The organism is Chitinophaga sp. (genome assembly GCF_035761305.1).
In the GTDB taxonomy this organism is placed as follows: Bacteria; Bacteroidota; Bacteroidia; order Chitinophagales; family Chitinophagaceae; genus Chitinophaga.
The window spans coordinates 44,115-55,989 of record NZ_DASTRI010000110.1 but is presented as its reverse complement, the minus strand read 5'-3'; the positions used below and the strand labels follow the sequence as shown (position 1 = coordinate 55,989).

The window sequence follows — 11,875 nt, the reverse complement described above, 5'->3', positions numbered from 1 at the left end:
CCAACCCGCCGGCCAGGCCAAAGCCTAATACCGCATACAGCGTTTCACCGGCGTACAGGAAGTAGGTGCCCATTATGCAGGAAACCAGCATACCTATGCTGCCGGCCAGGCCGTCGACCCCGTCAATAAGGTTAAAAGCATTGATAATTACCAGGAAAGTGAAATAGGTGAGCAGCAGCCCAAAGTGCGGAGGCAATGCATGAATGCCCAAAAAGCCGTACATGCTGTTGATTTGCAGGTTACCCAGGTAAATAACGGCAAAAGAAGCCACCAGCTGGCCAATGAGCTTTTTTAAGGGCGACAGCCCTATAATATCATCCTTCAACCCCACCATAAAGATAACGAAGAAGGCTGCTATCATGTACTGAAAAGGGGAATTGGTCAGCGATGGCACGCATACCGCTGCAGCCATCACAAAACCTGAAAAGAAGCCAATACCCCCTAATGTAGGAATTTTGGTCTTATGCGATTTTCTTTCATCCGGTTCGTCGTACAAGTGTTTCAATTCCGCAACCCTTATTAACACAGGTATTGCAAAATAGGTCACAACAAAACTCAGGACGCTTGCAATTAATACATTCTCCATCAGTAGGGGGTTATAATACTAGATTATACAAAGATATTAATTTCAATTGAATGAATATCAGTAAAATTCAAAAACTAAAAAAGTTGATTACCCCGGCACTAATTTCGCAAAAGTTTGTGGATCCCGCTCTAAATCTTGGTAAATATCTCTTAGTTTTGCCATTTTAAAAAAAATGCAACTATCATGCCGAAGCTTCAAGAAATTGCCACTCAGATAAGAAGGGACATTGTACGCATGGTACATGCCGTGCAAAGCGGCCACCCCGGAGGCTCCCTGGGCTGTACAGATTATTTTACCGCGCTGTTTTTCAAGGTAATGCAGCATAACCCGCAGCCTTTTGATATGGACGCCAAAGACCAGGATGTATTTGTACTGTCTAACGGGCATATTTCGCCGGTATATTACAGTGCGCTGGCCAGGTCGGGTTATTTTCCCGTTACGGAACTGGGCACTTTCCGGAAAATTAACTCCCGCCTGCAGGGCCACCCCACTACCCATGAGCACCTGCCCGGCGTACGCATTGCCACCGGCTCCCTGGGCCAGGGCATGAGCGTGGCTATTGGCGCCGCGCTTACCAAAAAGCTGAACGGCGATAAAAGCCTGGTATTTTCCCTGCATGGCGATGGTGAGCTGGAGGAAGGCCAGGTATGGGAGGCCATTATGTTTGCCCCTCACCATAAAGTGGATAACCTGGTTATTACAGTTGACTGGAACGGCCAGCAGATTGACGGCCCTACCGACCAGGTAGGCGGCCTGGGCGACCTGCCTGCCAAATTCCGGGCTTTTGGCTGGAATGTAATTATACTGGAAAACGGTAATGACGTGGATGAAGTGGCCGCTACCCTGGAAAAGGCTAAAGGCCTTACCGGTAAGGGACAGCCCATTGCCATACTCATGAAAACCGTTATGGGTAAAGGCGTTGACTTTATGGAAGGCCACCATGAATGGCATGGCATTGCCCCCAGCGACGAGCAGTTGGCCAAAGCGCTGGAACAGCTGCCAGCTACTTCCCTGGGCGATTATTAATAATTATATAGATAGTATTACCGGTTACCGGCTGAAGTGCAAAAGGCTGTATACAGTTCTTTGAAGGCGCGGCCTGTAGCCGGTAACTTATTTTTATACCCCCCACTTTTCCTGTACAGTTTTTTGCCGCTTCGTTCCCTGGTTTCCCTTCACTCAGGGCAGCCCGGCTTATGAATGTTAAAATAGTATTACTGCCGGCCTGCTTACGTTGCTTTCAGCTCAATATCCATCATTGACGCCCGCCGGGCAGGGTACCAGCTGGCAGCCAGGCCAATTACAATAATGGTAACGCTTACCAGCACAAAATCCATGGGGTGCATGCTTACAGGATAAGCATCTACCAGGAAAGAGGTGCCCTCCAGCTTTATAATGCCAAACTGCTGCTGTATTATACATACCAGCGTACCCAGGCCAAAACCCAGGCCCGCTCCTATGCCCGCAATAATCAGCCCCTCTGCCAGGAATATTTTCATGATCAGCTGCCGCCGGGCGCCCATAGCTTTCAGGATGGTAATGTCTTTTTGCTTTTCTATTACCAGCATAGACAGGGAGCCGATCATGTTAAACGCCGCAATCACCAGTATAAAGCTAAGGATCACGTATACGGCCCACTTTTCCGTTTGCATAATAGCATACAGCGCCTGGTTTTGCTCATAACGGGTTTGTATCTTAAACCCGGGGCCCAGTAGCTGCTGCAGCCGGTGTTTCAGGGCCATATCATCCGTACCGCGGGCGGCTGCTATTTCCAGGGCCGACATCTGATCGGGTTGCAGCTCCAGCAGCTTGCGCATAAAATCAATATGGGTTATTACATACTTGCTGTTAAACTCCTGCTGAATGGCAAAAGAGCCTGTGGGGTATAAATAACTGCTGTTCAGCGCTTCATTGGGCAGCAGCCCGCCGGCATTACGGCGGGGAACATATACGTCTACCGGCACCATGCTGCGCTCTACATCCACCCCCAGCGCGCTTTCCAGCTCAATGCCCAGCACCGCGTGGTAGGCGTTTTCATCGCCGGTATCAAAGTGGCCGCGTACTACATTGTCTTTTACCCTGGTTACTTCATTATAATGGCTATCAACGCCCTTTATAGTGGCAATGGTTTTTTCTTCGCCAAACTGCATCACGGCTTTTTCCTCCACCACTTCTGAAAAGTGCGCCACGCCTTTTACAGCAGCTATTTGTTTTAGCTGCGCGTTGCTAAGCGTAATGGTTTTACCGGTAACCGGGCTTACTTTAACGGAGGGGTAAAAAGAGGAGTACAGGGATTTCACCAGGCCTTCAAAGCCGTTGAACACGCTGAGGATAACAACCAGCGCACCGGCGCCTACGCCAATGGCTAATACGCTTACCCATGCTATAATATTAATAGCATTTGTTGATTTTTTGGCCCTGAAGTACCGCGAAGCAAATTGCCAGATCATTTCACCAGTTTATGCTGTATAAGCGCCGCACGGGCTTTACAGCCTTGGTGCCGGCGTATTTAAATAGGATTACTTATTTTCTTTGCCGGCATCGTCTTCCCTGATCTTCTTAAACAGCTCTTCCATCCGGAACACATAATCCAGGGTATCATCCAGGAAAAAGGTAAGCTCCGGCACCCGGCGCAGCTGCTTGCCTACGCGCAGGCCCAGCTCTTTCCGTATTTCCCAGCCCCTTTCCTTAATGCGCTCCAGCATGTCGGCCGCATCTTTTATCTGGAACATGCTCAGGTATACCCTGGCCTCCAGCAGATCGGGCGTAACACGTACGGCTGAAATGGAGATCATGCCTCCTTCAGTAACGTTATAGCCCATCCGTTGAAAAATATCGCTCAGCTCTTTTTGCAATAACTGTCCTACTTGCTTCTGCCTTTTAGTTTCCTGCATAATGTAAAGTTGTTCGGTTGTATGGCTGCATACAATACAACCATATAATATAGTAACTTGCGCACTTATTCTGCTATGGCAAAGATACGTGAAACCGGCAGGTAATGCCACAGGTATTATCCCGGTTCCGTGCTGCCTGTAAAAAGAACAATTATTAACGGATGAAAACATTCTTTCGCTTACTGCAATTATCCCGGCCGTACCACCATTATGTACCGGAATATATAATATATATTTTTCTTTATACAATTTTCAGCCTGTTCAGCTTTACACTGGTAATGCCTTTAATGGATGCACTGTTTGCTACGGGCAAGCAGGCAGTGGTTACACATTTACCGGCCTTTTCCCTTTCTGCCGGTTATATTAAGGATGTATTTAACTACTACCTTACCTACTATAAGGCTTCCTACGACACGTTTGGCGTGCTGGTATATGTGTGCCTGATGGTGCTGGTAGCCGTGCTGCTCAAAAACTTTTTTGGTTTCATGGGGCAAAAGGTGCTAACGCGTATGCGTGTAACCATTGTAATGAGAATGCGTGAAAAGCTGTATGCGCAGTTCAGCACGCAGTCGCTGCGCTTTTTCCAGCAGGAGCGTAAAGGCGATCTGCTGTCTACCATCAGCAGCGATGTGGTAGAGGTAGAAGCGTCTGTTGTTACCTCCCTGCAAACTATTTTCAGGGATCCGCTGCAGGTAATTGCCACCTTCATTACACTGTTCGTAATCTCCAAACAGCTTACCTTGTTCACGTTGCTGGTATTTCCCATTTCAGGGTACCTTATATCCACGATCACGGGACGGCTGAAAAAAAAGGCAGTGATAAGCCAAAGCCTGCTGGGCAAAATACTGAATACAGCAGAAGAAACCCTGTCCGGCATCCGTATTATTAAAGCGTTTAACGCGGAAGGCTTTATGCGCAAAAAGTTCGGAAAAGAAAACGGCGATTACGCCAGTACAGTAAAGGCTATACAAAACCAGCGGGAGCTGGCCTCTCCGCTGTCTGAAACAATGGGCGTGCTGGTGATCATTATTATTATGGTTTACGCAGGCAACCTGATACTGATGGGACGCGGCCAGCTGACAGCATCGGCCTTTATTGCCTACATTGCCCTGTATTTCCAGATACTGGCTCCGGCTAAAAACATTGCCAATGCTTTTGCGGTAATGCCACGCGGACTGGCTGCGGGGGAGCGCGTGCTGCGCATACTGGACGTACCGGTTACCATAGAGGACAGCCCTAACGCAATGCCTATACGTAGTTTTGAAAAAGAGATAGCGTATAACAATGTTACCTTCCGCTACGAGCAGCAGGATGTGCTGCGCAACATTAACCTTACTATTCAAAAGGGTAAAATGATAGCCCTGGTAGGTAAAAGCGGCGCCGGCAAATCAACCATGGCCGATCTGCTGCCGCGCTTTTACGATGTAACGGCTGGCAGCATTTGTATTGACGGGCAGGATATACGCAACCTGCAAATGAAAGGTGTGCGCAGCCTTATGGGTATGGTGTCGCAGGAAGCCATCCTGTTCAACGACACAGTGTTTAACAACATTGCTTTTGGCCAGCCCGATGCCGACAGAGAGGCTGTAATACAGGCTGCCAAAATTGCCAATGCGCATGAATTTATTATACAGCTGGATGACGGCTACAATACCAGCATTGGCGACCGTGGTATGAAGCTGAGCGGCGGACAGCGGCAGCGCCTTACTATTGCCAGGGCCATTTTCAAGAACCCGCCTATATTAATTTTAGACGAAGCTACCAGCGCGCTGGACACCGAGTCAGAAAAACTGGTGCAGGAAGCGCTGGATAAGTTAATGGAAAACCGCACTACAGTGGTAATTGCACACCGCCTTTCTACAATTCAGCATGCACATGAAATCGTAGTGCTGGATAAAGGAGAAATAAAAGAACGTGGTACGCATGATGAATTAATTGCATTGAACGGCATATATAAACGGCTCGTTGAAATGCAGGAATTTAAGTAACTTCCCTTCTGTCAGACACAGCTTCTGTTGGTACCATTTTTGAGCCAGGTGAACGGCGCAATATGCCATTACTATTTGTTTTTCCAGGACACTTTATTTTTCACCCATAACAATTAAAGCGTTCCCTATGATTTCAATCGTTATTCCAGTTTTAAACGAAGGGGCTACAGTACGGCAGGTGATCAGAACGGTGAAAAAAACCGCGCGTAAGGTCGAGATCATTATAGTGGATGATAACAGCCGGGATAATACAGTGGAGGAAGCCATGAAAGAGGGCGTACGGGTAATCACCAGCAGCCAGCGCGGCAAAGGCATCTCTATGCGGGAAGGGCTGATGGCGGCAAAATATGATATTGTAGTATATGTAGATGGGGACATTCTCACCTACCCGGATAATATTGTGGAGTTACTGACCGATCCGATTGTAAATGATGAAGCGGATTTTGTGAAGTCTTATTTTCAGCGGCAGGCCGGCCGGGTTACACAGCTGGTAGCTAAACCGCTGCTGAGCATTTTGTTCCCGGACCTGGCGCATTTTCAGCAGCCGCTGAGCGGTATGATAGCCGGGCATAAATCCTTCCTGTCGCGCGTGCAGTTCGAGAACGATTACGGGGTAGATATTGGCTTGCTTATAGATATGCATGTGCTGGGCGCCCGTATAACGGAAGTGAATATAGGAAAAGTGGAAAATGCCATGCAAACCTGGGAGCAGCTCAGTAAAATGTCGCGCGAAGTTTCCCGCACCATTCTGCACAAGGCCGAACATATGAACCTGCCGCAGGAGAACCTGGAAACCCTGGGTAATATTAACCTGATACGGGAGCAGATGGAATACTCCATTCTCGAGTCGATTGACAAGCTGCACAAAATGGTGATCTTTAACCTGGATGAGGCCGTGTTTACCGAAGATTATATGGAGCTGGCCGCTGCCGCATTCGACTGTGAAGTATCATTACAGCAAATACAGGAACACTACAGCGATCCCATAACCATACTGGAACACACCGCCTCCCTGTTCCGCGACCGTAACCTGGCAGAGCTGCTGGAAGTTGCAGACGCCATAGATGTTGTGCCGGATATTAAATCGGTAGTAACAGAGCTGAAGAAAAGAGGATATGCCTGCGGCCTTGTGACCGATGGTTTTGAATGCGTGGCCCGCCATATCAAGAACAAGCTGGGAATGGACTTTGTGTTTGCCAACCGCCTGCACCTGTATGACAGCGTGGCTACCGGCGAGCTTACCATTCCCGAATATTTCCTGCAGCATAATGAAGAAGGGCAGGATGCGCTGCCGCACTATAACAAGCGGCATATTTTATCTTATATAGCAGACAAGTACCATGTAATGCCGCAGAATATTATTTATGTGGGCAGCGGCGCAGATGGATCTGACCTGCTGAAGGAAGCGGGCATAGGTGTGGCCTTTGACTCGCGCATTGCATACATTGAAAAAGTAGCTGATAAAATTATTCCCGGCCCCTATATGCTGCCCCTGCTGAGCATAGCCCAAGCCAGCCCGGAAAAGTTCCGGTTAAAGCTGCCCCCCATCAGTAAAAAGCAGGTTCGCCGCATTGGCATTGGCGGCCTGGTGGCGCTGGCAGGTGCCAGCCTGGTGTACCTGGCAACCCGGCAGCTGAAAAAGAATGAGGAATTAATTAATAATTAAGAATGAAGAATTAATAATAAATGTAGTGTGGCTTCAGGTATAGAGAGTACCTCAAATGGCCGGGCAGTTAAATAATTAAGCATAAAGAAATAATAATAAAGGGAAGTGTTGTATAAACAGCACTTCCCTTTATTGTTTAGTTATAAATAACATTTAACCGCAAACAAAAAAGGCGCTGGTGTTTTAAAGCACCAGCGCCTTCTTATTATTAATTATTCTCTATTAATTATTAATTATACTACTTGCTTTTAGCCAATTTGGCTTCAATGCTTAATGTAGCATGCGGCACCGCACGCAGGCGGGCTTTGTCTATCAGCTTACCGGTAACACGGCAAATACCATAGGTCTTGTTCTCAATACGTACCAGGGCTTTTTCCAGGTGATCAATGAACTGTATCTGACGGCTGGCCATCTGGTTCAGCTGCTCTCTTTCCTGGGAGCCGCTGCCATCTTCCATGCTCATGTATTTGTTCTCAGTATCATCTGTACCGGCTTCGTCCTTACGGGTAATAAGGCCTTGCAGGTAAACCAGTTCTTTTTTTGCTGCCTCCAGCTTTTTCATGATCAGGTCCTTAAACTCCTGCAGGTCGGCATCGCTGTAGCGGAATACCGGGCCGGAAGGGGTTTCGGGCTGGTCCAGTACGGACTTAGTGAACTCTGGCTGGTAGGAAACCAGCGTGGTAGCCGATTTAGAGCCTCTTTTCTCGGCTCTTTCCGGTTTTTCCGATTTAGCCGGTGCAGGCGTTTTTTCTACCTTTTCAACCTTTTCGGTTTTCTCGGTTTTTTCCGCTGCTGCTTTTTTACCGGTTTCTTTTTCCTTATCTGATTTCTTTACTGGCATTATAACTTCTTTTTCTTCTTGCTTTGAAATCAATGGTTTTACTACTTCGCTTTCTCTTTCAGCGGAAACGCTTTTGGTTACCACCTTCTGCTTTTCAGCAGGAACCTTCTTTGCAACGGTCTTTACAACAGGAGCCGTTGTTTTTTTGACAATCTGTTTGGCCGGGGGTGCGGCGGTTGTTTTGGTGACGGCAGTTTTCCTGGTAGTGGCCGCTTTTGGAACGGGCGCCTTTTTCACCACGGCTTTTGCAGCAGCCGGCTTAGCCGGTTTAACGGCTACCTTAGGCGCTGCCTTTTTTGCAGTTGCTTTCTTTGGCGCCGGTGCTGCCTTTTTCGCAGCCGCCGGTTTGGCAGCAGCCTTTTTCACAGCAGTTGCTTTTTTTGCTACTGCTGCCGGTTTCTTGGCCGGAGCTGCTTTTTGGGTCTTTTTGCTAGCAACCTTCTTCTTTGTTGCCATGGGATTAGCTTTTTTTGTTAACTAATACATTGAATTTAAGGTCATTCACCTCTATTTCGGTACCATCTTGTAATTGCGGCACTAATTCCAAGCTATCTGCCAAAATTTCCGTGCAAATATAGTCATTATAGTGAATAATCGCCGACTTCAGCGTTTCTGCTGCTGCCACTTTTACCATAATACGGTCCGTTAATTCAAAACCGCTATCCTTCCGGATTTTTTGTATGCGGTTTACCAGTTCCCGGGCATGACCTTCATCCTGCAGCTGTGGTGTAATGGTAATATCCAGTGCAACGGTTAATGCACCTTTGTTTGCAACAGTCCACCCTGGAATATCTTCGGAAATGATCTCTACATCGGAAAGCTGTAACGATAGCGGTTCCCCGTCTATCAGCAGGTTGTAAGCCCCTTCACGCTCCAGTGTTGCTATATCTGCATCCGTGAAAGCATTGATAGCGCCTGCTACTGCTTTCATTTTTGCTCCCATCTTGCTACCCAGCGCCTTATAGTTCGGCTTAATCTTTTTCTTGATGAAGCCTTCTGTTTCCGTAAGATAGTCAATACCTTTTACATTCACCTCACTTTTTATCAGATGCTCCACTTTTTCTATCTGCACCTGCATATGAGGGTTCAGCACCGGTATTAATATCTTCTGCAGGGGCTGCCTTACCTTAATGTTCACCTTCTTACGCAAGGATAATACCAGAGATGATATATCCTGCGCCAGCTGCATCCTTTCTTCCAGCTCGCTGTCTATTGCTGCTGTTACAGGTGCCGGAAAATCAGTATGGTGCACAGAGGCGGCTGCATGTCGCCGGCCTACCTTGTTCAGGTTGCCAAATAACCAATCTGCAAAGAACGGCGATACCGGCGCCATCAGCTGGGATATCTTTTCCAGGCACTCGTACAGGGTTTGATAGGCCGATATTTTATCATGCTCATACTCCCCTTTCCAGAAACGGCGGCGGCATAAGCGCACATACCAGTTACTTAAATGCTCATCCACAAATTCCTGTATAATACGGCCTGCCTGGGTAGGTTCATAATCGTCCAGGTAAGCAGTTACCTCTTTTACCAGGGTATTCAGGAGTGAAATAATCCAGCGGTCTATTTCCGGCCGCTGCTCTAATGGAATATATGCTTCTTTGAACGAGAAATTATCCAGGTTGGCATACATTGCAAAGAAGTTATAGGTATTGTACAGGGTGGAGAACAGCTTACGCTGCACTTCCCGTATTCCATCTACATCAAACTTCATGCTATCCCAGGGGGAGGCGTTGGTAACCAGGTACCAGCGGGTAGCATCGGCGCCCAGCTCCTCTATGGTTTTAAAGGGATCTATTATATTGCCCAGGCGCTTACTCATTTTCACCCCGTTCTTATCCAGCACCAAACCATTAGATACGACTGTTTTATAGGCCACGCTGTCAAACAACATGACACCCAGCACATGCAGGGTATAAAACCAGCCGCGGGTTTGATCTACCCCTTCACAAATAAAATCGGCAGGGAAGTTTTTATTGAAAACATCGTGGTTTTCAAAGGGATAGTGCCATTGTGCATACGGCATGGCGCCGCTGTCAAACCACACATCTACCAGGTCCGGCTCACGACGCATGGGTTTGCCGCTGTCGCTCACCAGTATGATATCATCTACATAAGGCTTGTGTAGGTCCAGGATGCCTTCGTGCAGGTAGTTCTTATTTACATCTCCGCCCAGCACCTCATTGGCCTTTCTGATGGCTTCGTTCAACTCAGCAACACTACCTATGCACCTTTCCTCAGTGCCATCCTCAGTACGCCATATCGGCAGCGGGGTACCCCAAAAGCGGCTACGGCTCAGGTTCCAGTCGACCATATTTTCCAGCCAGTTGCCAAAACGGCCGGTGCCGGTAAATGCCGGCTTCCAGTTAATGGTGTTGTTCAGCGCTACCATCCTGTCTTTCAGCGCCGTGGTTTTAATGAACCAGGCATCCAGCGGGTAGTACAGCACCGGCTTATCGGTACGCCAGCAATGCGGGTAGCTGTGCTCGTATTTTTCAACCCGGAAAGCCCGGTTTTCTTTTTTGAGCTTTACAGCAATGTCAACATCTACATCTTTGTACTGTGGATCATCTTTGTAATTTTTCACATATCGTCCAGCGAACTCACCCACAGTGTCCAAAAATTTCCCCTGTCGGTCTACAAGTGTAAGTATGCCGATGCCATATTTTTTACCTACGCGGTTATCATCTGCACCAAAAGCAGGGGCGGTATGCACAATGCCGGTACCATCTTCCGTGGTTACAAAATCGCCTATCAGCACGCGGAAAGGATCTCCCTCCTCAGGCTGAACGTAAGGCAGCAGCTGCTCATAGCGGATATTTTCCAGCTGGCTGCCGCGGAAAACAGACAATATCTGCCAGGGAATTACTTTATCTCCTTCTTTATAAGCGGCAAAATCGCCGTCTTCCCCCTCTTTTTTGAAATAGCGGTCTACCAGGTCCTTGGCCAATATTACGCATACCGGCAGGTGGGTGTAAGGGTTAAAGGTGCGCACCAGCGCATATTCTATATTAGCGCCTACCGTAAGGCCCAGGTTGGAGGGTAACGTCCAGGGCGTGGTGGTCCACGCCAGGAAAAACACCTGGTCGGTGCCCGCTGTTTCAAACAGAAAGCGGGAGCGCTCCCCTTCAACAGCCTTGAACATGGCCACTACCGTGGTATCTTTTACCGGTTTGTAGCAGCCGGGCTGGTTCAGCTCCGCGGAGCTTAAACCGGTACCGGCAGCGGGCGAGTAGGGCTGTATGCTTACGCTTTTATACAGGTAGCCTTTATTATACAGCTGCTGCAGGCACCACCACAGGCTTTCGATATAATTGTTCTCAAAAGTTACATAGGGATGCTGTAAATCAACCCAGTAGCCCATTTTCTGGGTGAGCTCGTCCCATTTATCTTTATACTTCAATACCTCCCGGCGGCAGGTATCGTTATATTCTGCGATGGATATTTTCTTACCGATATCTTCTTTTGTAATGCCCAGGCTTTTTTCCACGCCCAGCTCTACAGGCAGGCCGTGGGTGTCCCAGCCGCCCTTACGTTTAACCTGGTAGCCGCGCATGGTTTTATAGCGGCACACGAGATCTTTTAAGGTACGTGAAATTACGTGGTGAATACCAGGCATACCGTTGGCGCTGGGCGGTCCTTCATAAAATACAAAGGGGGTGGCGCCTTCCCGTAGTGTTACACTTTTTTCAAATGCCTGCCCGGCCTCCCATTGCTGTAGTATGTCCTTTCCTATTTGCGGTAAATTCAGCTGATTATATTCCTGATATTGACTGGCCATAAAACATTTTCCGCCTTTTGAGCGTTATTAAGTCGAATCGGTAATTAAAATTGTGCAAAGTTACGAAATAGGGCGGGACCAAAATCGTAAAAAGGGTTAAAAAGAGTAGATAAGTGTGT

General features: G+C 47.9%; 9 protein-coding genes. 4 read left to right on the top strand and 5 right to left on the bottom strand.

Going from position 1 to position 11,875, the window contains the following annotated elements; all coding sequences use genetic code 11:
• On the bottom strand, window positions 1-505 hold a 505-nt coding region (locus VFS25_RS09820; protein WP_326461962.1), incomplete at its 3' end, for an MraY family glycosyltransferase.
• A gap of 264 nt (window positions 506-769) precedes the next feature.
• Between VFS25_RS09820 and VFS25_RS09815 the strand changes: the two genes are divergently transcribed.
• Window positions 770-1,612 (top strand): transketolase, encoded by an 843-nt coding sequence (locus VFS25_RS09815; RefSeq protein WP_326461961.1) that lies wholly within the window; start codon window positions 770-772, stop codon window positions 1,610-1,612.
• A gap of 203 nt (window positions 1,613-1,815) precedes the next feature.
• Here VFS25_RS09815 and VFS25_RS09810 read toward each other — a convergent pair whose 3' ends face one another.
• Together VFS25_RS09810 and rbfA are read right to left on the bottom strand one after the other, a co-directional pair.
• A complete protein-coding gene (locus VFS25_RS09810; protein WP_326461960.1) occupies window positions 1,816-3,036 on the bottom strand; it encodes an ABC transporter permease in 1,221 nt (406 codons plus the stop codon).
• Window positions 3,037-3,105: 69 nt separating this feature from the next.
• Window positions 3,106-3,480, bottom strand: coding sequence for a 30S ribosome-binding factor RbfA (rbfA, locus tag VFS25_RS09805; protein WP_326461959.1), 375 nt, complete (start codon window positions 3,478-3,480; stop codon window positions 3,106-3,108).
• 287 nt (window positions 3,481-3,767) lie between these two features.
• Here rbfA and VFS25_RS09800 point away from each other — a divergent pair, with 287 nt between their 5' ends.
• A complete protein-coding gene (locus VFS25_RS09800; RefSeq protein WP_326461958.1) occupies window positions 3,768-5,468 on the top strand; it encodes an ABC transporter ATP-binding protein in 1,701 nt (566 codons plus the stop codon).
• A gap of 127 nt (window positions 5,469-5,595) precedes the next feature.
• A complete protein-coding gene (locus tag VFS25_RS09795; RefSeq protein ID WP_326461957.1) occupies window positions 5,596-7,134 on the top strand; it encodes a glycosyltransferase in 1,539 nt (512 codons plus the stop codon).
• A gap of 238 nt (window positions 7,135-7,372) precedes the next feature.
• Here the strand turns inward: VFS25_RS09795 and VFS25_RS09790 are convergent, their stop codons facing one another.
• Complete coding sequence (locus VFS25_RS09790) at window positions 7,373-7,975, bottom strand: TraR/DksA family transcriptional regulator (RefSeq protein ID WP_326461956.1); 603 nt, start codon at window positions 7,973-7,975, stop codon at window positions 7,373-7,375.
• Between the two features lie 73 nt (window positions 7,976-8,048).
• On the opposite strand from VFS25_RS09790, the gene VFS25_RS09785 reads away from it, so the two are divergent.
• On the top strand, window positions 8,049-8,456 hold the full coding sequence (locus VFS25_RS09785; RefSeq protein ID WP_326461955.1) for a hypothetical protein: 408 nt from the start codon (window positions 8,049-8,051) through the stop codon (window positions 8,454-8,456).
• Here the strand turns inward: VFS25_RS09785 and ileS are convergent.
• The gene (ileS, locus tag VFS25_RS09780) at window positions 8,436-11,756 is read right to left on the bottom strand and encodes an isoleucine--tRNA ligase (protein ID WP_326461954.1); all 3,321 of its coding nucleotides are present in this window, start codon (window positions 11,754-11,756) and stop codon (window positions 8,436-8,438) included. The two genes, VFS25_RS09785 and ileS, sit on opposite strands and share 21 nt — an antisense overlap.
• Between the last annotated feature and the right edge of the window lie 119 nt (window positions 11,757-11,875).

Coding starts and splice junctions, on each gene's coding strand:
- VFS25_RS09815 (WP_326461961.1), top strand. CDS start 770: ATGCCGAAGCTTCAAGAAATTGCCACTCAGATAAGAAGGGACATTGTA.
- VFS25_RS09810 (WP_326461960.1), bottom strand. CDS start 3,036: ATGATCTGGCAATTTGCTTCGCGGTACTTCAGGGCCAAAAAATCAACA.
- rbfA (WP_326461959.1), bottom strand. CDS start 3,480: ATGCAGGAAACTAAAAGGCAGAAGCAAGTAGGACAGTTATTGCAAAAA.
- VFS25_RS09800 (WP_326461958.1), top strand. CDS start 3,768: ATGGATGCACTGTTTGCTACGGGCAAGCAGGCAGTGGTTACACATTTA.
- VFS25_RS09795 (WP_326461957.1), top strand. CDS start 5,596: ATGATTTCAATCGTTATTCCAGTTTTAAACGAAGGGGCTACAGTACGG.
- VFS25_RS09790 (WP_326461956.1), bottom strand. CDS start 7,975: ATGCCAGTAAAGAAATCAGATAAGGAAAAAGAAACCGGTAAAAAAGCA.
- ileS (WP_326461954.1), bottom strand. CDS start 11,756: ATGGCCAGTCAATATCAGGAATATAATCAGCTGAATTTACCGCAAATA.